19 protein-coding genes and 2 pseudogenes are annotated in these 23,628 nt (G+C 58.7%); 12 read left to right on the top strand and 9 right to left on the bottom strand.

Annotation, left to right across the window (positions count from 1 at the left end; all coding sequences use genetic code 11):
- Window positions 1-36: 36 nt before the first annotated feature.
- Together ACR0AO_RS08940 and ACR0AO_RS08945 are read right to left on the bottom strand one after the other, a co-directional pair.
- Window positions 37-888 (bottom strand): PhzF family phenazine biosynthesis protein, encoded by an 852-nt coding sequence (locus tag ACR0AO_RS08940; protein WP_480602671.1) that lies wholly within the window; start codon window positions 886-888, stop codon window positions 37-39.
- 56 nt (window positions 889-944) lie between these two features.
- Window positions 945-1,466 carry an alpha/beta fold hydrolase gene (locus tag ACR0AO_RS08945; RefSeq protein WP_480602675.1) on the bottom strand — a complete coding sequence of 174 codons (522 nt, stop codon included), beginning with the start codon at window positions 1,464-1,466 and terminating at the stop codon, window positions 945-947.
- A 274-nt stretch (window positions 1,467-1,740) separates the two neighbouring features.
- Here ACR0AO_RS08945 and ACR0AO_RS08950 point away from each other — a divergent pair, with 274 nt between their 5' ends.
- Window positions 1,741-2,295 (top strand): TetR/AcrR family transcriptional regulator, encoded by a 555-nt coding sequence (locus ACR0AO_RS08950; protein ID WP_480602677.1) that lies wholly within the window; start codon window positions 1,741-1,743, stop codon window positions 2,293-2,295.
- Window positions 2,296-2,624: 329 nt separating this feature from the next.
- Here the strand turns inward: ACR0AO_RS08950 and tnpC are convergent.
- The 3 genes and pseudogenes from tnpC to tnpA all read right to left on the bottom strand — a co-directional run bounded on the left by tnpC (window position 2,625) and on the right by tnpA (window position 4,987).
- Window positions 2,625-4,175, bottom strand: a pseudogene (gene tnpC, locus ACR0AO_RS08955) (IS66 family transposase).
- A 54-nt stretch (window positions 4,176-4,229) separates the two neighbouring features.
- Complete coding sequence (tnpB, locus tag ACR0AO_RS08960; protein WP_222506893.1) at window positions 4,230-4,583, bottom strand: IS66 family insertion sequence element accessory protein TnpB; 354 nt, start codon at window positions 4,581-4,583, stop codon at window positions 4,230-4,232.
- Window positions 4,577-4,987: an IS66-like element accessory protein TnpA gene (gene tnpA / locus ACR0AO_RS08965; protein ID WP_480602679.1), complete on the bottom strand. Its 411-nt coding sequence runs from the start codon at window positions 4,985-4,987 to the stop codon at window positions 4,577-4,579. Before tnpA ends, tnpB begins: the two co-directional genes overlap by 7 nt.
- Before the next feature lie 414 nt (window positions 4,988-5,401).
- On the opposite strand from tnpA, the gene ACR0AO_RS08970 reads away from it, so the two are divergent.
- Window positions 5,402-6,754: a serine hydrolase domain-containing protein gene (locus tag ACR0AO_RS08970; RefSeq protein WP_480602681.1), complete on the top strand. Its 1,353-nt coding sequence runs from the start codon at window positions 5,402-5,404 to the stop codon at window positions 6,752-6,754.
- Window positions 6,755-7,454: 700 nt separating this feature from the next.
- Window positions 7,455-9,122: an ABC transporter substrate-binding protein gene (locus ACR0AO_RS08975; protein WP_480602683.1), complete on the top strand. Its 1,668-nt coding sequence runs from the start codon at window positions 7,455-7,457 to the stop codon at window positions 9,120-9,122.
- Window positions 9,123-9,499: 377 nt separating this feature from the next.
- On the opposite strand, the pseudogene ACR0AO_RS08980 reads toward ACR0AO_RS08975, so the two are convergent.
- A pseudogene (locus ACR0AO_RS08980) lies at window positions 9,500-9,793 on the bottom strand (transposase); the annotation flags it as partial.
- Window positions 9,794-9,852: 59 nt separating this feature from the next.
- Between ACR0AO_RS08980 and ACR0AO_RS08985 the strand changes: the two are divergent.
- Complete coding sequence (locus ACR0AO_RS08985) at window positions 9,853-10,233, top strand: sterol desaturase family protein (RefSeq protein ID WP_480603160.1); 381 nt, start codon at window positions 9,853-9,855, stop codon at window positions 10,231-10,233.
- Window positions 10,234-10,305: 72 nt separating this feature from the next.
- Here ACR0AO_RS08985 and ACR0AO_RS08990 read toward each other — a convergent pair whose 3' ends face one another.
- The gene (locus ACR0AO_RS08990; protein ID WP_271906905.1) at window positions 10,306-11,235 is read right to left on the bottom strand and encodes a LysR substrate-binding domain-containing protein; all 930 of its coding nucleotides are present in this window, start codon (window positions 11,233-11,235) and stop codon (window positions 10,306-10,308) included.
- A 234-nt stretch (window positions 11,236-11,469) separates the two neighbouring features.
- Between ACR0AO_RS08990 and ACR0AO_RS08995 the strand changes: the two genes are divergently transcribed.
- The 4 genes from ACR0AO_RS08995 to ACR0AO_RS09010 are packed head-to-tail and all read left to right on the top strand — an operon-like array spanning window position 11,470 to window position 17,070.
- On the top strand, window positions 11,470-13,050 hold the full coding sequence (locus ACR0AO_RS08995; protein ID WP_480602686.1) for a fatty acid--CoA ligase: 1,581 nt from the start codon (window positions 11,470-11,472) through the stop codon (window positions 13,048-13,050).
- 20 nt (window positions 13,051-13,070) lie between these two features.
- Window positions 13,071-13,757 carry a dimethylsulfonioproprionate lyase family protein gene (locus ACR0AO_RS09000; RefSeq protein WP_480602688.1) on the top strand — a complete coding sequence of 229 codons (687 nt, stop codon included), beginning with the start codon at window positions 13,071-13,073 and terminating at the stop codon, window positions 13,755-13,757.
- Window positions 13,758-13,768: 11 nt separating this feature from the next.
- Window positions 13,769-15,889 (top strand): 3-hydroxyacyl-CoA dehydrogenase NAD-binding domain-containing protein, encoded by a 2,121-nt coding sequence (locus ACR0AO_RS09005; protein WP_480602690.1) that lies wholly within the window; start codon window positions 13,769-13,771, stop codon window positions 15,887-15,889.
- Window positions 15,886-17,070, top strand: coding sequence for an acetyl-CoA C-acyltransferase (locus ACR0AO_RS09010; RefSeq protein ID WP_480602692.1), 1,185 nt, complete (start codon window positions 15,886-15,888; stop codon window positions 17,068-17,070). Before ACR0AO_RS09005 ends, ACR0AO_RS09010 begins: the two co-directional genes overlap by 4 nt.
- A 342-nt stretch (window positions 17,071-17,412) precedes the next feature.
- Here ACR0AO_RS09010 and ACR0AO_RS09015 read toward each other — a convergent pair whose 3' ends face one another.
- Window positions 17,413-18,309, bottom strand: coding sequence for a LysR family transcriptional regulator (locus tag ACR0AO_RS09015; protein ID WP_480602695.1), 897 nt, complete (start codon window positions 18,307-18,309; stop codon window positions 17,413-17,415).
- 85 nt (window positions 18,310-18,394) lie between these two features.
- Between ACR0AO_RS09015 and ACR0AO_RS09020 the strand changes: the two genes are divergently transcribed.
- Together ACR0AO_RS09020 and ACR0AO_RS09025 are read left to right on the top strand one after the other, a co-directional pair.
- On the top strand, window positions 18,395-19,570 hold the full coding sequence (locus ACR0AO_RS09020) for a CaiB/BaiF CoA transferase family protein (RefSeq protein WP_480602698.1): 1,176 nt from the start codon (window positions 18,395-18,397) through the stop codon (window positions 19,568-19,570).
- A complete protein-coding gene (locus tag ACR0AO_RS09025; RefSeq protein WP_480602701.1) occupies window positions 19,567-20,703 on the top strand; it encodes an acyl-CoA dehydrogenase family protein in 1,137 nt (378 codons plus the stop codon). Before ACR0AO_RS09020 ends, ACR0AO_RS09025 begins: the two co-directional genes overlap by 4 nt.
- Before the next feature lie 219 nt (window positions 20,704-20,922).
- Here ACR0AO_RS09025 and ACR0AO_RS09030 read toward each other — a convergent pair whose 3' ends face one another.
- The gene (locus ACR0AO_RS09030; RefSeq protein WP_260018790.1) at window positions 20,923-21,285 is read right to left on the bottom strand and encodes a winged helix-turn-helix transcriptional regulator; all 363 of its coding nucleotides are present in this window, start codon (window positions 21,283-21,285) and stop codon (window positions 20,923-20,925) included.
- 242 nt (window positions 21,286-21,527) lie between these two features.
- Between ACR0AO_RS09030 and ACR0AO_RS09035 the strand changes: the two genes are divergently transcribed.
- Both ACR0AO_RS09035 and ACR0AO_RS09040 read left to right on the top strand, forming a co-directional pair.
- Window positions 21,528-22,769, top strand: a complete 1,242-nt coding sequence (locus ACR0AO_RS09035) for a hypothetical protein (RefSeq protein WP_260018791.1) — start codon at window positions 21,528-21,530, stop codon at window positions 22,767-22,769.
- A gap of 7 nt (window positions 22,770-22,776) precedes the next feature.
- Entirely contained in the window at window positions 22,777-23,613 is an 837-nt protein-coding gene (locus ACR0AO_RS09040) for a hypothetical protein (RefSeq protein WP_260018792.1), read from the top strand.
- Window positions 23,614-23,628 lie beyond the last annotated feature (15 nt).

Consider the following 23,628-nt stretch of genomic DNA (forward strand, 5'->3'; position numbering starts at 1 on the left):
CCCTCCCCGTTTACATTTGGATTTTCACCAGGCTTTCTACTCGATTGTACGGGCTGTCCCCGCCACCAGCACTGGCGAGCCTAGCTCGTCTGGAATCGTCACTGCCAGTTTGGAGGGAACGCCCATGTCGCTACCTTGTGAAATGCGGATGCCGCCATTATGGGGCCAGCAGAGATCTCGCAGGTATCCTGCCAGCGCTGCTGCGGCGGCTCCGGTTGCGGGGTCTTCAGCCACACCGCCGATGGCAAAGGCGTTCCGGGAATGGAAGTGGTGCCGGTCCTCAGCCCAGACCAGATTGATGGTGGTCAGACCATGCAACTCCATGAGGAGGCGCCCGGTACTCAGATCATACTCCATAGCGGCCAATCGTGCGCGCGCATTCAAGGCCAGAACAAGATGATCATTGCCAGCGTTTGCGATTGCCGGAGGTATCCGCGGATCAAGGTCACTGCTGCGAAGACCGAAGAGTGCAAGTGCTTTTTCAAGCAAAGCACGTTCAACCGGGCTGCTGTGCGTCGGCGGTGAAGACAATTCGATCTGCGGCTGCCCGCCATCGTCCAAGCGTCCGGCAACGCTAATTTCGCCTGCGTTGATCTGCAGTGCGTACGAGCCCGGGCCGTGCAGATCCGTCAAGACGGCACCAAGTGCAATGGTGGCATGACCGCAAAACGCAACCTCGCAATCGGGAGCAAAATACCGAACGCGCCAGTGGTCACCTTGGCGGGCTGCAAAGGCAGTTTCCGAGTACCCAACCGCGCTTGCGATGGCTTGCATCTCTGCATCACTTGGCAAGTTGTCGCCAACAAGTACACCTGCAGGGTTTCCGCCGGCTCTGCCTTCGGAAAATGCGGCTATCCGGCGAACACCTGTCATATCTATCGTGGTCATTGTGCGGCTCCTTTCTTGATCGGACCCTGACCAGGCGGTGCCAGGCAGGGCCGCGGTTACTGCCGAGTGCGCGGGAGGAAGTCCTGGATCTCGGCGGCAATGACCTCGCCGAATTCTTCCAGGGCAAAGTGACCGGTATCCAGAAGGTGGAATTCCACATCATCCAGATCCTTCAGATACGGATGCGCCCCTTCGGCCGGGAAAATGTAGTCGTTCTTGCCCCAGATGATCAGCGCTGGCGGTTGATTATCGCGGAACATGGCCTGCCATTTGGCGTATTCGCGAACGTTGGTGCCATAATCGAGAAACATCTCAAGCTGCACATCCTGGTTGCCGGCACCGGTCTGGAGAAACCCGGCTGGCCCGCCGCGAAACTGGACATAGGACCATCCGGTTTCTGAAACGGTCGCCTGGTAGAACCCGTCGCATCCCTCGATGAAAGCACGCTCGAAACCGGAGAGAGTATCCCCGCCGTACCGCATGTCGGACAGGAAGATTGCAAATGCTCCGGCCCCGTTTCTGTCCTGTTGGTCCCAGACTGTGGGCGTGAACGCAATTTTGGCAAAGGCATAGGCCATGCTGGTTCTCCAAGGGCCGGAGCGGCCAAGTTGTTTTGTGTGCTCGGCGAAGGAGCGATTGAGCCTGAGGTTCTTCGGCTCAAGGGTGAACAGATCGGTTAATGTGAAAAGTGTACTGATCGGTTAATGAAGGCAAGCAAAAATTCGTGATGAATGACATGGTCGCTGATGATAACGTCGAAGTTATCGCGGTTAAGCTATAGATTTTAGCCTGTTTTATTGACCGACTTTCAATTCAAGGCTATTTACCGATCAGTCAGCGATGGATGCCAGAATGAGCCAAAACAAGCGAGCCGAACTGATTCGTAAAGCACTCTTGCTGTTCTATCGGAACGGATTTCACGCGACTGGCATGGACCTTGTCGCCAAAGAAACCGGAGTGTCGAAAACCTCGATCTACAAGCACTTCCGAACGAAGGATGAATTGATCCTGGCGGTGCTCCGCCTTCGGGACGAGAACTTCCGAAATTGGCTGTTCCGGCGCATGGAAGAGCTGGCCGACACACCGAAGGGGCAATTGCTGGCAATGTTTGACGCGCTTGAGGAGTGGTTTCTCGAAGACAGCTTTCAGGGGTGCATGTTCATCAAAGCAAGTGCCGAATTCCAAGACCCGGACAATGCGATCAACGCGCAGGCCTATGCGCACAAACGAATGCTTGTGGACCACTTTGAAAATCTGGCCACGCAAGCCGGGGCAGAGAACCCGCATGCACTGGCCCGGCAATTCCTTCTTTTGAAAGAAGGGGCGATTGTCATCGCGTCCATGTCACATTCAGAGTCGGCTGCCCGCGAAGCAAAATCGGTCGCCAGCCTTCTGGTTGAAAATTGAATGGTCTGTATCCTATGGACCGCTCGCCCCTTCTGAGCTTGGCGAGAATAGCGTTTAGGAGATGAACTCCCCTCAAGACCCGAACGTGCTCCTATTTGCTAGTAATACAAATGAGATTGAAGGCTACGTCAGCACCTTTTGACCACGACATACCAGCCGTTCGCGGAAATAGCAGCATCAGTAGATATGGGCTCACTGCTGCCGAATGCCAACGCGGCAAAGCCCTTGTCGTGCTTGGATAGGGACCGGCCGTTGACATTTTCGGCCAAGAGGCTGTTCCTGCGGCGTTTCCGGTGATGCGTAAGCGGCGTCTGGAGGGCACCGGGCTTTCAGCTTGACGGCTGGAAATTCCAGGGGAGGAGTTCGTCGAGCCGGCTGGCAGGGTGACCTGCAGCGATGGCTTCGAGGGTGGCCTTGAGGTAGGCGAAGGGCTCGACGCCATTGATCTTTGCTGTGGCGATGAGCGAAGCGATGCGGCCCCAAGCGCGGCCGCCTTCATCATGGCCGGCGAAGAGGGCGTTCTATCTCGTCAGGGCGATTGGGCGGATCAGGTTCTCGACAGCATTGGAGTCGATCTCGACGCGGCCGTCGTGGAGGAAGGTCTGCAGCCCCTCCCGCTGCCGGTGGATGTAAGCCAGCTTTTCTCCGAGACGCGACTTTGAGGAGATCCGGCGGCGCTGGCTTTGCAGCCATTCTCCGAACCCGGCGACCAGCGGCGCGGTGCGGGCCTGCCGGGCCGACAGCCGCTGGCCGGGGCCCATGCCGCGGATCTCACCCTCGATGCGGTAGAGCTCCGCAATCCGGCGCAGTCCCTCGGCGGCGATCTCCGAGCCGTCGCGGTCGAAGACTTCCTTCAGCTTCCTGCGGGCATGCGCCCAGCAATGCGCGACGGTGACCGGCGCGCCGCCTTTCCGCGAGGGGCGCGTCAGCCGGTTGTAGCCGGTATAGCCGTCCAGCTGCAGGATGCCATCGAAGCCCTGCAGGATCTGTTCCGCGTTCTGCCCGGCGCGGGCCGGGGCATAGGTGAAGACAACGCCGGGCGGGTCATCGCCGCCCCATCCGCGGTCGTCCCGGGCCAGCGCCCAAAGGTATCCGGTCTTTGTCCGGCCGCGGCCTGGGTCCAGGACCGGCGCCGTGGTCTCGTCCATGAACAGCTTGCCCGATCCTTTCAGGCGCTCGGCCAGCCGGTCGACTACGGGACCGAGGTGGAAGGCGGCCATCCCCACCCAATCGGCGAGCGTGCTGCGGTGAATGTCGATCCCGGAGCGGACCAGGATCTGGCTCTGGCGGTATAACGGCAGGTGATCCGAGAATTTGCTGACCAGCACATGCGCGATGGCGCCCTCGGTCGGCAGACCGCCCTCGATCAGGTGCGCGGGGGGCGGAGCCTGGATGACGCCCTCGGCGCAGGCGCGGCAGGCATATTTGGGCCGGACAGTGACGATGACACGGAGCTGCGCGGGAATAATATCCAGCCGCTCGGTGCGATCCTCGCCGATCCGGTGCATCTCGCCGCACCCGCATGGGCAGTCCAGGCTGTCCGGCTCGATCACCTTCTCGATCCGCGGCAGGTCCCTGGGCAGATTGCCCCGGTTGCGGCGGGCTGGCTTGCGCGGCGCCGGACCGGTGGATGTCTGCGTGTTTTGCTGCGTCTCGACCTCGGCCACCGCGGTTTCGAGATCCTCGAAGGCCAGCTGCCGCTCGTCCTCGCTCAGCTTCTCCGACCTTTTGCCATGCACGGCCTGGTTCAGCTCGGCAACGAGATGCTCCAGGCGTTTATTGGCCTCCCGAAGCACATCCCGCTCGCGCAGCACTGCCAGAACAGCGTCACGCTGGTCTTCGGGAATGGCAGAAAGGTCGATGGGCGGGGTGCTGGACATGTCCGGAGCATACCCTGGTCTGCCTCTCTGGACGCAGGCTTTCCGCAGCCCGAGTCACTCTGCCACAGCCGGGCGGCGCGCCTCCAGGGACCGCACCCGCCGCCAGTCCAGCCCGGCAAACAGCGCTTCGAATTGGGCACGGTTCAGCGTCATCGCCCCGTCGCGGATGGCAGGCCAAGTGAAGCTGTTTTCCTCCAGCCGCTTGTAAGCCATCACAAGTCCGCTGCCGTCCCAGAACAGGATCTTCATCCTGTCCGCCCGTTTGGCGCGGAACACAAAGACCGTGCCGGTGAAAGGATCTTCGGCCAGCACTGACTGCACCAGCGCCGCAAGGCCGTCATGGCCTTTGCGGAAGTCCACCGGCTTTGTCGCCACCAGTATCCGGACGCCCTGTGAGGGCATCAGCATGGCGTGGCCCCGAGCGCATGCACGATCTCGGCAATCCGGATTGCGGGCGTGCCCGGCGCCAGTTCGATCCTGACTTCGCCCGAAACGATCCGGATCACCTCATCGGATGCCGCAATGTCCGGTTCCGGCTGTTCCTCCGGAACATCGCAGACCACCAGCGGGGTGAAGACCGGTTCGTCCAGCTCCGCCGCTGGCAATACCAGCTTCCCCTGCTTCGCCAGTCGGCGCCAAGCCGACAGCTGGTTCGCTAAGACCCCATACCGCGCGGCCACGCCATTCACCGTCGCACCCGGCTCGAGCGTATCCGCCACCGCCCTGGCCTTGGCCTCATCCGGCCAGCGCCGGTGACCCGACGCGTAGATCTCGACGCCCAACGATTTGAGAAACGAATTTGTAGCGCACATTGCGAAACGCACTCCCCACTGTGAGATGTACAAGATCTCGCAGCACGGGATGGGCGCTACAACGTGGGGCGCAGACGCCGGTTACGGTGATGCGCTGCCACCCGCACGCGCAAAGCCGTGGTCGGGCCTGGTAGCGGCGAAATCTTGATGAGAGCCCAACCTGTACCCTGGATTTTCTCGCTGCGCGTGCTCGCAGCAGAAAAATCGCCGCGTGAGCACGAAGTTTGATGCCGCCAAGCAGCAGGAAGAGCGGTCACTCATGCGCGCCGCAGCGAGATCACTCACCCGAATTCACAGGTCGCCGGACACTGCTGCCGTTGAATGGTGATCTACAAATGGCCGCTCTGGTTTACTTTGCGATCTGGTCGGCAAGGGCTTTCTTGACGAACGGTTTACGAGGGAGATACTTCATTTATGAGAAACCAAAATGATCATCGTCGCTCTCCTGCAACGTCCCTTCTCGCCTTGCTCTTCGGGCTAACTATCTTTGTCAGCCATACAGCCGGGCAAGAAGCCGAGCCACAGCGTTCCGACTTCACAACTCCGGCGGACTTGAAGTCTGTCACAGAAGGCCGAGACGGCTTTTCTGCTGAGCAGAGCCAGTCCTATCGACAAGCCTATGACGGAGAAACTCTGACCACGTCCGGCGATGCCGGCAGCTATGCAGCGTCTCGCCTTAGTGAGAACCTGCCAACAGCAATTGTGCATCGCTATGGGCCAGTTTCAGAACTCAGCTACCAGCCTATGCCTGAAGTTGGTGATGTCAGAGCGACAACCATTCTCGGCACGATGACACTGAACGAGATGATCCAAGATGAAAGGTCTCGGCTCAAGGCAATCGCGGTTATCCACAAGGGACAGATCGTATTCGAAGAGTATGTTGGCATACGCGATTGGGACAATCACCTCTGGGCCTCTGCAACCAAGATACTGGTCGGAACTCTTGCACACATCGCCAACGAGCAAGGTCTCATCAACCTTGATGAAACGGTATCCCACTATGTACCTGAACTCGGAGACACACCTTGGGCAGATATCCAGGTGGCTGATGTTCTCCACCAGCGATCCGGTCTTGATATAAGCGAAAGTCGGTTGGGTAGCTCTCCAGACCACCCGGTCAGTCTGTTTTACGCCATTGGCTTTGGTGACCCCAATATCCCAGAGGGTCTGTCACTCATGGAAGCGCTGCAGCGCGTCGAAGTTGACGTAGAACCTGGCAGTCGTTTTGAGTACGCGTCTCTCAACACCTACGTCACGACGTTGATCTTGCAGAAGGTTACAGGGAAGCCTTTCGAAGACCTCGTAACCGAACACATCTGGAGCCAAGCAGGCATGGAGGGTGACGGGGTCCTCGGCCTGACTGTCAGTGGAGAACCTTCTTCTCCGGGGGCGTTCGCCGCCAGACTTCGTGATCTGGCCCGCTTCGGAGTGCTTTTCACGCCGAGCTGGGACGTTGTCGCAGAAGAACAAGTGGTCTCAGAGGACTACTTTGCAAAGGTCCAAGCCGCCGCCGCCCCCGCCATCTATGGCGAAGACTACATGAGCAAGCGCCTCCTCAACGACTTTGGCGAAGATGGCTTTGGCGCGTCCTACCAGTGGGATGCTGTTTTCCCGGATGGAGACATGTACAAATCAGGGAGAACTGGTCAGTGCCTCTATGTGTCCCCTGAGACTGACACGGTAGTGGTCTATTACTCGTCCTCTTACCAAGCAGAGGTTTGGGTTCACGCCTACGCCCGCGAAATCGTTCAACAACTGTTCAGATGAGTTGGTTCAAAAAAGTGAGTTGGGACGTTGGAAGCTGACGTTCGCCGCCGAGCAGAAAACTGGCATGTAGGGCTCTCTGCCGACCTGCGGCGATGCGGCGGCAGGGTTGCAGCGAAACTTCACCAAGACGCTTCTGCCAGACGACGCCAGGCGGCCCCAAGCCTGGTGACCAGTCTGGCGGGCCAGCGCATGCAGGTCGGGCGGTTTGCGGACCTTCTCGGCGGGTGCGAGATCTCGTGGTGCCATCTGAGAAAGCTGTCATTCCGGCGTTCATTTAGGCCTATTCATTTCCGCGCTACCGCAAGGCAGCAACGAGCCCAAGTCGGTCAATGTTGCAGTACGCTTGAATAAGTGTGAACGGCGCAAAACAGACATTCACAGGAAGGATGACACCTCCCACAGGTTCTCGGCAGCAGTCTTACCGGTGCTCATATTCGCCAACTTAGGAACGAGATCACCTGTGCAAAAGTTCAGCTCCAATCCTGCACCGGTTACTGATTGTACATGATCCAAAAATCTTTTCAGTTCTTCGAGCGCGGGCCTGCCGATACATATTGCCATTACAAATAAGGCATAACTTGGCTTGGACTTTGTTTCACCCCAGGCGTGCCAACGACAATGGGAAGTAAGCGTTCATGATTCCAGAAGCCCTTCCGGCTCTGATCGCGGCGTTTGCCTCCCGCCAACCCGGGAGGAATTCATGAAACTTTACAAGTCCGGCTGTGACATACTGCCCGCAACCCTCGAAGACTCTGCTCACAATGCGAAGCGTCGGAATGACGAAGTCAGCCGGCGTGAATTTCTTGCCATGGCGACAACGTTCGGGGCCACTACCGCAACAGCCTACACCATGCTGGGCATGAATGCCCCGGCGTTCGCGTCAGAAACACCAAAGACCGGCGGAACGCTGCGGATCGGGATGGTTGTTCGGGAAGGCAAGGATCCGCGGTCTTATGATGACAGCCCGCAAGCCAACATCAGCCGGGGCTGGCTTGAGTATCTGGTGCGCTACACTCATCAGTTCACCTTTGAGCCGATGCTTCTGGAAAGCTGGGAAATCAGCGAAGATGCAAAGACCTACATTCTGAATGTCCGCCCCGGGGTGACCTGGCACAACGGCGATCCACTTACCGCGGAGCATGTCGCATACAATATTGAACGGTGGTGCGATAAGGGGGCCGAAGGCAATTCCATGGCGGGCCGGTTCGGGACATTGATTGATCCCGATACCTCAAAGGCGGCTGAGGGAACCATCGAAGTGGTTGACGCCTCGACCGTACGGCTGAACCTGCCGAACCCGGATATTACACTGATCGCCGGCATGGCGGACTATCCCGCAGCCATCGTGCATCCAGACGCCGGCAGTGCAGATCCTTTCAAGGCGCCACTGGGGACAGGTCCCTACACCCTGGAAAGCCATGAAGTCGGCGTTAAAGCCGTGCTTGTCCGCAAAGACGGCCACACGTGGTGGAACGAGGGCCAGGGGGCCTATTTGGACAGGATCGAATACCTGGACGTGGGAACCGACCCGACCACCATCCTGTCTTCCTATGAAGCGGAAGAAATCGACGCCAACTACGAATCCAGCGGTGATTTTGTTGCGGTGCTGACCGGGCTGGGCCTGCAGCAAAACGAAGCCGTGACGGCCGCGACCATTGTTATCCGCCCCAATCAGGACGCCACAGTGAATGGCAAAAAACCCTATGCAGACGCACGTGTCCGTCGCGCCCTGTCAATGGCGGTCGACAACTCAGTATTGCTCGAGTTGGGGGTCAACGGGTTGGGAATACCGGCGCAGAACCATCATGTCTGTCCGATTCATCCCGAGTATGCGGAAGTGGACCGGATACCTCACGATCCTGCCGGGGCCATAGAGCTTCTCAAGGAAGTCGGCATGGAAGACTTTGAGCACGAGCTGATTTCGATCGACGATGACTGGCGCCGTAACACAACCGACGCCATGGCTGCGCAATTGCGAGAAGCCGGGATCAAGGTGAAGCGAACAGTAGTTCCTGGAGCATCTTTCTGGAATGACTGGGCGAAATTTCCCTTCAGCTCGACCAATTGGAACATGCGCCCGCTCGGCGTGCAAATTCTGGCCCTGACCTACCGGTCCGGAGAAAACTGGAACGAAACCGGGTTCAACAATCCTGAGTTCGACCGTTTGCTGGCAGATGCACTGGCAACCCCTGATGCGGACAAGCGCAGGGAAATCATGGCCAAACTGCAGAGGATCTTGCTCGACGAAGGTGTGGTGACGCAGCCCTATTGGCGCTCCCTTTACAATCACAGCCGCCCAAATGTGAAAGGGATGGCCATGCACCCGACCTTTGAAATCCACATGGATAAGATCTGGTTGGACGCATAGGAGGCGCACATGTCGGCCACTGAAAAGCGCGTGGAAGCTGGCACAAGCAAGGAATGGAACTGGCATCCCGACTTGCCTGTCGCAGTAACACCGCTTTTTTCGTGGCCGCCAAGGCCCATGGCCACGCTCCGGTGGTTTGCGACCAACTGGTTGCCGATCACCGAGTACCTGATCTACGCCCTGATGGCCTGGGCCATCTGGGCGTGGCTGGTGCCACCCTTGGAGCAAATGCAGCGCTTGAGCTGGGGATGGGTATTGCAGCTTTGGGCGCGCAACCTGATCCTGATAACCATTTTTGCCCAAGGGCTGCACCTGTGGCTTTACGGATGGAAGAAGCAAGGCGACGACTACAAGTTCGACCGGCGCGGACCAGCCAGGAATGCGCTCGCCTTCCTTAGGATCTCATTCGCCTGGCGCAGCTCTCGTACTTCGCGCTCCAGTTCCCGGATCCTGGCGCGTTCTTCGCTGGTCTCACCACCCCGATGCCCCCTGTCCACTTCGCTCTGCGCGACCCAACGGCGCAGAGATTCCCTGCTGCATCCAATCTTCGGCGCAATACCCCGGATCGCGGCTGACCGGTCCTGGTATTGCCCTTCGTTGTCCAGAACCATCCGAACCGCTCGCTCGCGGGTCTCAGGTGAATAGCGGTTTGATCTGTTGTCTCGTCCCATAGGCTCCATCCTTACTAACTTCGGAGCCTCCGGTGAAACCGGGGCGGTTCAATAAACGCGTGCATTCGGTGCATCATCGCAGTGTTTCAGTCGCACCGTGGTCTGGCTTTTCCATGCATCCGATCGAGCATGTCGGCTACATGAGCCTGTTGCTGATCTTCCTGGTTGTGCCCGCGCATCCGATCCACTTCCTCTTCATCGGATTCTCGTTGGCGCTTGCTTCAGCCACGTCGCATGCCGGGTTTGAAAACTTGGTGCTGGGAGACAAGGCCCACCTGAAGATCGGGTCGTTCCACCACCAACTGCATCACCGGTATTTCGAATGCAATTATGGCGGCCCGGAAATGCCCTGGGATAACTGGTTCGGCAGCTTTCACGATGGCAGCCCTGAGGCAACGGAACGTGTGCGCGAAACCAAAAAACGCATGCACGCGAGATGAGTGGCATGGTGACACCCCAGGGCGGTCAGCGTTGATCTGGAACGCTGACCGGTGGTTCCTGAATGACGACGCCTAAACGTCGGCTGGAATGCGTCTCATCGTCGGGTCAGCTTCGATTTCTTCTTCAAGCCACCTGGTGAACAAAGCCAGTTTCGGGTTCGCTGCACGGTTTCTTGGCGTTGCAAGGTACCATTGGCTCGGCTCCGGAACAGAGAGGGCGAACGGCTGTACCAAGCGGCCCCTCTCAAGGTCACGGGAGCAGAACGGTGCTCTTGCCATTCCAATTCCATGGTTTTTCAGGACTGCCTCACGAACCAGCGGATAATTGTCAAAAACGGATCCGAATTTCATGTCGTCGCGGCTGAGGCCTGCCGCCTCCAGCCAGCAAGTCCAGTCATCAACATCTGACGGCGTGGTCGGGACACCCAGCAGCAAGAATCTCTCCAATTCATCAAGTGTCATGCCCATGTCCGGATCACCCAAAGCCTCGGGAGCGCACACCGGGTAAATGTCGGTTTCAAACAACGGGCTGTAGTTAAATCTCTTGTCAAAAGGCGGGGCATTGAAGATGCCCGCGTCAAATCTGTGCGCATCATAGTCACCGTCTTCAAAGGTTGAGATTATGCGCACGCGGGTGTTCGGATTGTCCTGAAGGAAATCGGCAAGCCTGGGCTGCAGCCACATTGTATTGAAACTCGCATAAGACTGAACGAGCAGCACATCGGGCTCGTCCGGCGCCTGTATGCGCCGGGTGGCCTTGATTATCCCCTGAATGTGTTCACGGATTGGCGGATAAAACTGTTCGCCGGCTGGCGTCAGTTCGACGGACCGGCTTGTGCGTTCAAGCAGTTGAACCCCGATTGAATTCTCCAGTGCCTTGATCTGATGGCTGACGGCCGCGTGCGTCACGCAGATTTCGTCAGCGGCCTTGCGAAAGCTCTTGTGACGCGCCACGGCTTCAAAGGCGCGCAGAGAAACCAATGTTGGCATATGGGTCGTCACCGGCGGGCCTCCTTGATGAATGCAGCCTGTCATCCTTTAGCTTGCCTAACTGGCGGCAAAAATTGCGGCGGCGGGTGGCATTGAATATTTGCCCAACTTTACATGCGGTCAAACGGTATTTTCACGTTCAACACACCGGTTAGAAATCCTTGATGAATGCAAAAATCTTTCAATTCTTCGGCTCGTTGAGAGATGGCAGATTGGCAAGTGAAGAAAGCCAAGGATTCCTTCTGCATGTCCGTCACGTCACCTTCGCTGAATGCATATGGCTACCCGTTGCTGATCAAGCAGCTGCTGACGCGTTCCAGGCTGGTCTCCGCCAGGCAAGAGATCGTCAGCGGCTCCAATAGTCGGTTGACCTATGCTCAGCTCAACGAACGCATCGGCCAGCTTGCCAATGCCCTCAAGGCCAGCGGTATTGGCGAGGGCATGCGTGTTGGTGTCATGGACTGGGATACGCACCGCTATCTTGAATGTTTCTTTGCGGTTCCGATGATGGGCGCTGTGCTGCACACGATCAACGTGCGTTTGTCGCCTGCGCAGGTCCTTTACACAATCAACCATGGGCAGCCGGACCTGATCATAGTGCATCAGGATTTCATGCCGCTTATTGATGAGATTAAATCGGATTTTGACCGGGACATTACCATTGTCCCCATCGGAAACGGAGACGGCTACGAAGACTGGATCGGGGGCGCTCCAACCGGGTTTGAATTTCCTGATTTTGACGAAAGCCGGACCGCAACACTGTTCTATACGACTGGAACCACCGGCAACCCCAAGGGCGTGAGCTATTCCCATCGCCAGCTGGTGCTTCACACTTTGGGCCTGATCGCTGGTTTTGGCGCATTCCCCGGAAACGCCGGGTTTCACCGCGGCGACGTCTACATGCCGCTGACACCTCTGTTTCACGTCCATGGATGGGGGTTTCCATATGCCGCGACGATGATGGGCGTGCGCCAAGTCTATCCCGGCCGCTACACGCCAGACGAAGTTCTGCGGCTGATTGCTGCTGAAGGCGTCACTTTTTCCCATTGCGTGCCCACCATTCTGTCCATGGTGCTCGACCATCCCGGCTGCCCGCAGACAGACCTGAGCCAGTGGAAAGTAATCATTGGCGGGGCCGCTTTACCGCGCGGCCTGCAGGACCGCGCTGCTGCGGCTGGCATATCATTGCATGCGGCTTATGGAATGTCCGAAACCTGTCCGTTTCTGACGGTGGCAGATCTGTCCAGCGATGATCCGGAGAGACAGGCGCAAACCGGCTTTCCCGGCCCGCTTGTCGACCTTCGTGTCGTGACGCCAGATATGAAGGACGTCCCACATGACGGTGAAACAACCGGCGAAGTTGTTGCCCGGGCACCCTGGTTGACCCAGGGTTATTTCGGAAATGAGCAAGCCTCTGACGAACTGTGGGCTGGCGGGTATCTGCACACCGGGGATGTTGGCTACATCCGTGAGAATGGATCGTTGCAGATCACTGACCGACTCAAGGATGTGATCAAAACCGGCGGCGAATGGATTTCGTCACTGGCATTGGAAAACATAGCCTCCGCTTGTGCCGGCGTCGAAGACGTGGCCGCGATTGGCCTGCCACATGCCAAGTGGGGCGAAAGGCCGGTGCTGGTTGCTCAGCTTGCAAAGAATGCCGAACCGGATCAGGTGCGCCAAGTCATCCTGGAAGAATTCCAGTCGCGCGCTGACATGGGGGACCTGTCGAAGTGGGCGGTGCCAGACCGAATAGTCTTTGTCGAACGGCTTCCCAGGACCAGTGTTGGCAAGCTCGACAAGAAACTCTTGCGGCAAGAGATTTAAACAGGCGCGGACGTGAAATCATGACAGATAAGCAGCACCGTATTCAGGCCCTCATCCGAGCCATTGTCGCGTATTTGGAGACCCACCGCAGCGATGCGCCCGGTGTTGATCTGACGCTGGACAAGCTTGCAGCCATGGATCTTTCCTGCAGGCGGCAGCGTGATGTCCCTCCCCAGGGAACCCGTCATGATCAGGTGCTGACTCAAGCCATCGCCGGCATCACCGAGCCCAAACTGCTTGAAATCGCAAAATGCCTGTCTGCGGCTAAGGATGACCTGGTCTGGCGCGAGGACAACGCGCAGTTCTATCCGCCCGGCGCCGACCTGGGAGAGGGTTATATCAAGTGCAACTTGCATTCCTTGCTGATTGGCGCCGACGCCTGCGGGCTTCACCACCCGGACTTTAGCCTGGGTATCTTCATGCTGGGTCCGCGGACGTTGTACCGCGACCATAACCACGACGCGCCTGAGCTTTATCTGAACCTGTCAGAGAGATCCGGCTGGCGGTTCAGATCCGGCGAATGGCAGGACTATGCTGCTGGATCGCTTATCTGGAACGCCGCGGGCGAGCCCCATGCCACCCGGGTCTATGATCAGCCGTTCATCTCGGTCTTTGTCTGGCTTGAGAACGTGAGTTCTCGCTGCAATGTCATCCACTTCGACGACTGGGCCGAGATCGAACAAGGTCTTGCCCAAAAGTCCATCTGAGGTTTCCCAAAATGTTTTCTATAGAACGCAGCGGCAGCGTTGCAGTCATCGAACTGAACGCTCCGCCAGTGAACGCCCTTGGCCTGAAGATGCGGCAAGCACTGTCTTCGGCCATTCATGAGTTAGAATCTGACGAGCAGGTCAAGGCCATCGTTTTATGTTCCGCACTGCCGCTTTTTTGCGGCGGCGCTGACATCGCCGAGTTCCGCACAGGGGCAGTCTGGGACAAACCGGATCTGCCAGACCTGTGTGTAACAATTGAAACCAGCAGGAAACCTGTTGTCGCGGCAATTGCAGGCCCAGCGATGGGGGGCGCGCTGGAGATCGCACTTGCCTGTGACTACCGTGTTGCCACGCCGGAGGCAGTGATGGGCCTGCCCGAGATCAAGCTGGGGCTGCTGCCCGGTGCCGGCGGCACCCAAAGGCTGCCACGGATTGCCGGGTTGGAAGCGGCGACGCGGATGATCCTTTCCGGTGATCCCGTGAACGGCGATTATGCTCTGTCTTGCGGGCTGGTCGACGCGCTGTTTGAAAACAACCAGGATTTTCGCGCGCATGTTCTGGACTTCGCCACCGGGATTGCGCGTAAGGATGACCCGAAACGCAGTTGCGCGGATATGATCGTCACACACCCTGATCCGAAAAGTTTACTCGCAGGTTTCCGGCACGAGATTGCGCCAAAATCCGAAAATCTTGTCGCTCCTGAGAGATGCCTGGAATCTATCGAGGCCGCTTGTGAATTGCCGCTGGCCGAGGGGCTGGCACAGGAAAAGGCAGGTTTTGCTGAGCTGCTGGAGACCCCTCAGTCGCGTGCAGGCCGGCATTTGTTCTTTGCTGAGCGTGAATGCACCAAGGTTCCCGGCGTTTCACGCGGGCAGCGGCCACGTGACATTGCATCGGTCGCCGTAATCGGCGCGGGAACAATGGGGCGCGGCATCGCCATTGCCTTTCTTCAGGCGGGGTTTCCGGTCACGTTTTTGGAAACTACACAAGGGGCGCTGGAACAGGGGCTGGATCAGGTTTCAAAGCACTTCCAGCGTGCAGCTGACAAGGGACGGCTCAGTCCCGATCAGGCAGAGGCTTTTGCATCCAACGCCACAGGGACGCTCAGCTATGCAGACCTCGCAGATGCCGACCTGATCATCGAAGCAGCGTTTGAAAGCATGAATGTCAAACGCCAGATTTTCGATGCGTTAGACCGGCACGCAAAACCTGGCGCGATACTGGCCTCAAACACATCGACGTTGGATCTTGATGAAATAGCCGCGGTCACGTCCCGTCCGGAGGATGCGATTGGTCTCCATTTCTTCAGCCCGGCCAATGTCATGCGCTTGCTGGAAGTGGTGCGCGGCGCCAAGACCGCACCCGATGTCATTGCGACGGCAATCACAGTCGCAAAGAAGATTCGAAAGCTCCCTGTCACGGTGGGCGTTTGCTACGGCTTTGTCGGGAACCGGATGCTGGAGCCATACTTCCGCGAAGGGTCCCGGCTGCTGCTTGAGGGGGCGGCGCCGAAACAGGTAGATGACGTCCTTGAAGGTTTCGGCATGGCCATGGGCATTCATGCGATGGCAGATCTGGCTGGGATCGATGTGGGCGCCCGCGTGCGTCAGGAGCGGCGAAGTGAAATTGCGCATGATCCGGCATTCCAGGCAGTCCAGGACAGGCTTTTTGAATTGGGACGACTGGGTCAGAAGACCGGGCGAGGCAGCTATATCTACGAGGGCCGGACACGGGTTGAAGATCCCGAGGTTGTTCAAATCAGCAAAGAGCTGGCCACACGGCATGGTGTAGCGCACCGACAAATCGACGATCAGGAAATCCTTGAGCGGTGTCTGTATCCCTTGATCAACGAGGGCTTTCTGATCCTTGAAGAAGGCATGGCAACGCGCCCTGGGGACTGCGACCTGATCTGGGTCAACGGCTATGGCTTTCCCGACTGGCGCGGCGGCCCAATGCACTATGCCGATGAAGTCGGATTGCCCCGCATTCTGGACCGCATGAACCACTACCGGCAATCGCTGGGCGCCTATGGCGAGATGTGGTTCACACCCGCGCCTTTGCTGGAGGAACTCGCAAACACGGGCGTGACACTTGCAGAGCACTTTGAGGCCAAAAAGGGAACATCATGAGAGAAGCCGTTATCGTCTCTACCGCACGAACCCCTATTGGGGTTGCCTTCAAGGGTGCGCTGAACAACATCAAATCCCCAACTATGATGGGGCACGCCATTCAGCACGCGGTTGAACGTGCAGGAATGGACCCCGGATTGATCGAAGATGTTGTGATCGGATCGGTCCTGACTGCCGGAACAGGAGGGCTGAATGTCGGCCGCTTATCCGCGCTGGCGGCTGGACTTCCTGTCACTGTGTCAGGTCAGACGATAGACAGGCAATGTTCATCGGGATTAATGGCCATTGCGGCGGCCGCAAAACAGATCATCGTGGATCGGCAGAACGTTGCGGTTGCAGGCGGGCAGGAGAATATTTCCGCGGTGCAGAATGCCTATCTGAAGTGGGCAGGTGATGAGAAGGACCCAAGCGTTACCGCCCAGTGCGAACATGCCTATATGCCGATGCTGATGACGGCTGAGAATGTGGCCCGGGTATATGGGATAAGCCGCGACGCTCAGGATGAATACGCAGCAATTTCGCAAAAGCGGACTGCACGGGCACAAGCCGCTGGCGCCTTTGACGACGAGATTGTCCCGATCACCGCCACCAAGCGGGTCAGGAACCGCGAAACCGGGGAGGAGACCCTGGAAGAGGTGACTTTGTCCAAGGATGAAGGCAACCGGCCAGGCACGACAGCCGAAACACTTGGCCAATTGAATCCTGTTTTGGAAAGGGGCGTCATCACAGCCGGCAATGCAAGCCAGCTTTCCGACGGGGCCTCGGCCTGTGTCCTGATGGAACGGAAAATTGCTGACCAGCATGGCCTTACACCCCTTGGCATCTATCGCGGCATGGCAGTCGCAGGCAATGCACCGGAAGAGATGGGGATCGGCCCAATCCATGCCATACCGAAATTGCTAAAGAATGCAGGTCTCGGTATCGATGACATCGGGCTTTGGGAGTTGAACGAGGCATTCGCTTGCCAGGCGCTCTATTGCCGCGACCATCTTGGCATTGATCCCGAGCTCTACAACGTGAACGGCGGTGCTATATCGATTGGCCACCCCTACGGCATGACAGGCGCGAGACAAGTCGGGCATGCTTTGCTTGAGGGCAAGCGTCGTGGCGAAAAATACGTGGTTACGTCCATGTGTGTCGGCGGAGGCATGGGGGCCGCAGCACTGTTCGAAGTCACCTGACGCCACTGAAGTAAAATTAAGCGGAGCGTTATCTGACCGAGACATCGACGACCTGTCATCTGCGACGGTCGCCTTCCGCAGAAGACACGTTCCATCTCGGACGCAATGTGCAAATAGCAGTCATTTGAGAACTCGCAGCGAAAGTCTAAAAGTCCCGCAGTGTGTGAATTCACGCAGCATCAGAATTCGGCGTCGCGGCTAAAGTCCGCAATGACGGGCCGCAGTGCAGCGGAGGAACGCAGTGGCCAACGGCAGCAAAGGGCCGAAACGCGACATGCCGCAGGCAGGATAGGAAACCGAAATCATGTTGTAGAGGGCCTGCGCCGGAAGGGTGCCTCGCTCTCAGTGGTGCTGATTGAAAAAGGCTTCTGCAAAGGCGCTGAAAGCCTGGAGAATAGGCCGCTTCAGAGCTGCACCACGATGGGCAAGAGCGATCTGATGAAGGGGCGGATTGCCGGAAAGAGGGACCCGGATCAATGGGCTCCCATCATAACAGGGGGCATCCGGCAGATCGGTGGCCAGCAGACCGACGCCGAACCCGTTGGCCACCATTGAACGCAGCATTTCGATTGACCTGGTTTCGTGGGCGACCTGCACTGAGCCCTTGGCGTTTTGCAGCAGGGACAGAAAATAACTGCGGCTGTGGGGCAGGTTCATCAGGATGACCGGCTCCTGCGCCAGGTCTTCGGCGTTCACGCTGGGCTGATGTGCCAAATGGTGCCCCTGCGGCAGCAGGGCATAGGGCACCGCCGCCATCAGCGGAGTGATGACAAAGTCGGATGGAATGCCGAAGTCGTATAGCAGCGCCATGTCAATCCGGCCTTCGCTGAGCCAGTCGAACAGCGTTTGCAGGTCACCTTCGAGGATACGGACTTCGGCGTCCGGGCGGTCGTTCAGGAACCGGCGCACCAGCCGTGGGGCATAGCGCGGGCCGAGGGTGGAAAACACTCCCAGGTTCAGGAACTCCGGTGTTCCTTCGCCGCCGCTCAGTACCCAACGCGCTTGCTTCTCCAGTTCGCGCAGCTGGGCGACCTTGTGCCGCCCGAACGGGGTCAGCTCCATCCCGCGCCCTGGGATACGGAGAAAGAGCTTCTGTCCGAACACCTCCTCGCAGCGGGTAATGGCTAGCGAAACCGAGGGCTGCGAGGTGTTCAGCGCGCGGCTCGCCGCGGCAGTGCTGCCGGTGTCTGCGACCGCCAGCAGGACTTCAACCTGGCGGAAGTTCAATGGTATATTCAAACAGGAATACCCTTCATACCTATCTCGTATTTCCTACAATACCTAACCGAACGCTATCCTCCAGCAAGCAATTGAAGGTGGATGCATGTTCAAAGATGACAAATCGGCAGGCCGCAGGCCGCTCGAAGGAGTCCGGGTGCTGGATTTCTCCCGCGTTCTGGCCGGGCCTTACTGCACGGCGCTGATGGCTGATCTGGGCGCGGAAGTAATCAAGGTTGAGCCCGCTGCAGGCGATGACTACCGCCATATCGGCCCGTTCAAGGAAGGCGAAAGCCTGCTGTTCCAGTCGGTGAACCGCGGCAAGAAATCCATCGTTCTGGATCTGAAATCCGCGAAAGGCGCGGCGGTGGCACGGGCGGTGGCGGCAGATTGCGACGTGCTGATCGAGAACTTCCGCCCCGGCGTGATGGAGCGGTTCGGGCTGGGTGCTGAGGAGCTTTGCACGGCCTATCCACAACTGGTCTATGTCTCGGTTTCAGGCTTTGGCCAGACCGGTCCGAACCGGATGCTGCCAGCCTATGACATCATCATCCAGGCGATGAGCGGCCTTATGGACATGACTGGCGATCGGAATGGCCCGCCGATGATGGCTGGTGATGCCTTTGCCGACGTTGCAGGCGGCATGTTCGCGGCCTTCGGAGCGATGGTGGCACTGTTTGACCGGGAGCGCAGTGGCAGGGGGCGGCATGTTGATCTGGCGCTCTACGACTCGTTGGTGTCGATGATGCCGGTGGCGGCCTGCCGGGCGCTGATGGCGGGTGAGACGCCAAAGCGGACGGGCAGCAAACATGCGCTATCGGCACCATTTGGCACTTATCCGGCCAAAGATGGCAGTTTTTCCGTAGCGGTACTGAACGACCGGCTGTTTGCCCGTTTCACGGAGGCCATTGGCGCGCCGGATCTGGCGGAGGACGAGCGTTTCTCCAGTGATGTGTTGCGGCGACAGAATGAACCGGCCCTGGCTCGGCACATCGAAGACTGGGCCGCCGTGCGCTGCGCGCAGGATGCGGTGGCAGTCCTGACAGAGGCGGGCATTCCAGCCGCGGCCCTGAGTACAGTGTCTGAGGCCTGGGCCTCGCCTCAGGCGCAGGCGCGCGGGCTGGCGTCCCCGGTGAAACATCCCATTCTCGGTGAATTTTCTGTGCCGGAACAGCCCGTCCATTTCAGTGGAGCGGCAAGAGGTCACCGGCAGGCGGCCCCGGAACTGGGCGCGCATACACAGGAAATTCTACAACAGTTACAGGAAGGAGAGGCCGAATGATCGGCGACTTGAACAGCGAAGAGCAGGCTGTCATCAGCCAGATTGAACGGTTTTCCAGCGAGGTGCTGGCACCTGCCGCGGCCGCTCTCGACGCCAAGGGACAGTTTGCAACCCTGCACCGCGCAGCATTGGCGGGAATGGGCATCATGGGTATGAACCTGCCTGAAACCTACGGCGGCATCGGCCTGTCCGGGCCGGCTCTGTACGGCGCGGTGGAGGCTATCGCAGGTGCCTGCGGCTCCACAGCCTCGATGCTGACGGCACACTTCCTGGCAACGGATTCGCTGCTCCTGGGCGGGGGGGAGGTGCTCAAACAGCGCTTCCTGCCGGCCGCCGCAGCGGGTGAGGCACTTGGCGCCTTTGCGCTGACTGAGCCGATGGCGGGTTCCAACCCTGCTGATATGCGCAGTACCGCAACCCGCGAAGGCGACGGCTACCGGCTGAAGGGCTCCAAATGCTTCATCTCCAATGCGGGTGATGCAGATTTTATCGTGGTTTATGCCAAAACCGACAGCGCAGCCGGTGCCCGCGGGGTCAGCGCCTTTGTGGTGGAACCGGCCAAAACCGCTGGGGTGGAGATCGGCAAACATGAGGAGACCATGGGGCTGCGCGGCGGCCATGTGTTTCCGATCTCGTTTGATTGCCATGTGCCCGCGGAAAACCGGCTGGGCGAGGAGGGTACCGGTTTCCGAACCGCGATGAAGGTGCTGGATAACGGCCGTATCGAAGTGGCCGCGCAGGCCACTGGCATTGCGCGCGCCGCACTGGATGCGGCTGTGTCCTATGCCAAAGAACGTGAGGTCGGCGGACGGCCGATCGGCCATTACCAGGGGCTGCAGTGGATGCTGGCCGACAGTGCCACCGAACTGGCCGCGGCGCGGGCATTGGGGCTGCAAGCCGCCCGCAAGCGGGGCACTGGAGAGCGTTATTCGTCTGAGTCTGCATTCGCCAAGCTTTTTGCCAGTGAGGCTGCGTGGCGTATTGCGGACCGGGCGCTGCAGATCCACGGCGGCTATGGCTATACCCGTGATTTTCCGGTGGAACGCTACTTGCGCGACTTACGGATATTCCGGATCTATGAAGGATCATCGGAAATCCAGCGAACCATCATCGCGCGCGAAATGCTGAGTTAGCGGCTTAGGCGGGCGTCATGTCAGTTAGCGCCGTTTTTGAACATTGCTTCAGCGGAGTGAACTGAACAGGCCTTGTGAAGGCTGTTGCGGTAGTTCGGGCGTTGGACCGAATTCTAGACAGCCTTCCAAGATCTTTTTTGCTCTGGCGAAACTGTTTTGCTTCGCCCAGTCGGTGCGGCATTCAACAGGCGTGCCCGGCTTCGCCATCGCTCATTCTAACTAAACTACGCCACCGGAACTGCCCAGATTTGCCTGGGCCCAACGGTCTAGCTCCTGCATTACGGGCTCAAGAGACTGCCCGGCCGGCGTAAGGGAATACTCCGTGCGGGGCGGAACCTCTGCATAAACTTTACGGACGACGATTCCATGCGCTTCCAGTTCCCGTAATTTGCGGGTCAGAACCCGCTGAGACACGTCGGGGATTTGACGGCGGATTTCACCGAACCGCCGGGTGCCGCCAAGCAGGAAGTGAATGATCTGGCACTTCCACTTCCCGCCGATGATCTCGATGACGGTTTCGACCGGGCATACATGCGCCGCCGCATCATCCTCTGTTGCATCCTTCATCTGGTCTTCAAGCATCCCAATAAGCTCCTCGCTCCAGAAATGTACCCTTGGATACGCCGCCCTGCCAAGGCTTGCTCCTTTCGGAGGGCGCCGGGTTCCGCGTCATGAACAGCCTCTGTGCAAAGGCGAACTGACATCTTCAATAGTATCCAAAGTGTTCCTACTCACCGCATTGGACCATAGGTGCTAAATTGGGGCACGGCGGCAAGGCAGAAACTGTCTTGGAGCCGCCAGCCCACGACCTGCCTGGAGGCACCATGAAACTGAAATTCACCTCACCCGCCCTGGCGGCAGGAATTCTGTCCCTGTCGTTTGCAACAGGCGCTGCCGCGCTTGAAACGCCTCAGTCCACCACCGTGCTTGAGTTTGCCGACAGCAATACGCTGTTTGTGGCAGACTCCGACGGCGGAAGGATCTTTGCCTACACGCTGCCCGAAGCTGCCCCGGCAGCGGAATCGCGCAGTTACAACCTGATTGGCCTGGGCGCCCGGCTGGCGGCCTCGACCGGCGCAGATCCGTACAGCATCAGCTATCACGACATCGCTGTGCATCCCGTCTCCAAGGAAACCTATATTTCGATGTCCCTGCGCTCGGGCGGCAGCAAGTCGCCGATGATTGTGCGCGTGGATCAGGATGGCAGTATCACACCGCTGGACCTGACCGCATTGGAGGGCACGTCGGTGGAACTGAACGGCACACCCGATGACAGCGTCACTTTCTGGCATGACATTCCGGCTGCCACCTTCACCGTCACGGATCTTGATTTCGTGGATGGCACGCTGTTTGCTGCCGGGCTGTCGACCGGAGAGTTTGCCTCAACCCTGCGGCAGATCCCGTACCCGTTCACTGACAACGCTTCCGCGTCCAGCATCGAAATCTACCATACCGTTCACAATCAGACCGAAACCCGGGCGCCGATCCGGGCTATGAGCGTGGTCGATCTGGATGGTGTGAAGACGGTTGTTGCCGCCTACACTTGCACACCACTGGTCACGATCCCGTCTGGCGATCTAGCTGATGGCGCCCATGTGTCCGGCAAGACTGTGGCCGAGCTCGGCTATGGCAACACGCCCCTTGAAGTGCTGCACTTCACTGCTCCGAATGAGGAGTTCCAGCCGGAAGAATATGTGCTGGTCATCAACAAGGAACGAGATGCCGATCTGATCCGGGTGGCTGACCTGGCCGAGGCCAGCAAAGGCGAAGGGCTGTCGTCCCCAGAGCTTTGGGGCGACGCAGGGGTGAAAACCGCTGCACGCCCGCTGGGAGCAGTCTTGCAGGCCGATGACCAGGATGAGCAGTTTCTGGTCACGCTCAAGCGCAATCTGGATACCGGCGATGTCGACCTGGTCTCCTTCCGCAAGGGCGCCTACTTCCGGCTCAGCGATTTCGTCAGTGAATACAACTTCCCCGACTATCAGTATGTGGAGGAGCAGGAGTTTTTCCGCAACTTCCAGAACATGTTGAAGGCAGACGCGGGCTACGCTGATCTGGCGAGGTAACGTGCAGATGCTCCGCAATCTGAAAGCTGCATCCCTCTGGCTGGCCGCGCTTCTTGCGGCCAGTTCAGCGGCACAGGCCTGCGAGGAAAGCGTGTCAGGTCCTGCCCAGGTAACCCAAGTCTACCCAAGTGCTGATGTGCTCCCCGAAAACCTGCTGCGCTTCTATGTCTACTTCTCCGAACCGATGGCACGGGAGGGCATATGGGACTCCGTCGTGCTGCTTGATGGAAACGGCAAGGTGGTTCCGGGGGCCTTCATCGAGAACAAATTCGATCTCTGGTCGCCGGATGACAGAAGGCTGACGGTGCTGTTTGATCCAGGCCGGGTGAAGACCGGGCTGGTAGCGCACAATACGCTGGGCCGGGCGCTGGAGCCGGGGAAGGCTTATACACTGCAAATCAGGAGCAGCGCGGAAACCAGGAGTGGCTGCACGTTAACGCGCAGCTATGGGAAGACCTTCGTTGCCGCCGAAGCAGATTTCGAGGCGCCTGATTTGGTGAAGTGGCAGGTGCAGGCGCCGATGGCGGACTCTACTGAACCGCTTCTGGTAACACTGAATGGCCCGATGGATCACGTCTCCCTGGCCTACAGGGTGCGGGTGACCGATGAAGCCGGTGCAAGGCTCGGCGGCTCGCTGCGCTTTGGGCCGGATGAGCAGGAGTGGATCTTCACACCCCGCGCCCCTTGGGCAAGCTCCAACTACCGGATTGAGGTGGACACCACCCTGGAAGACATCGCTGGAAACAGGCTGACTGGCTTGTTCGACCGGCCGCTGGACAGCGATGGTTACAGCCAGCCGGGACAAAAGACAGAAAGCCTCACCTTCAAGCCGCGCAGCAACTGAAAAGCTATATGGAAA

This window comes from Ruegeria sp. AF8 (assembly GCF_056541825.1).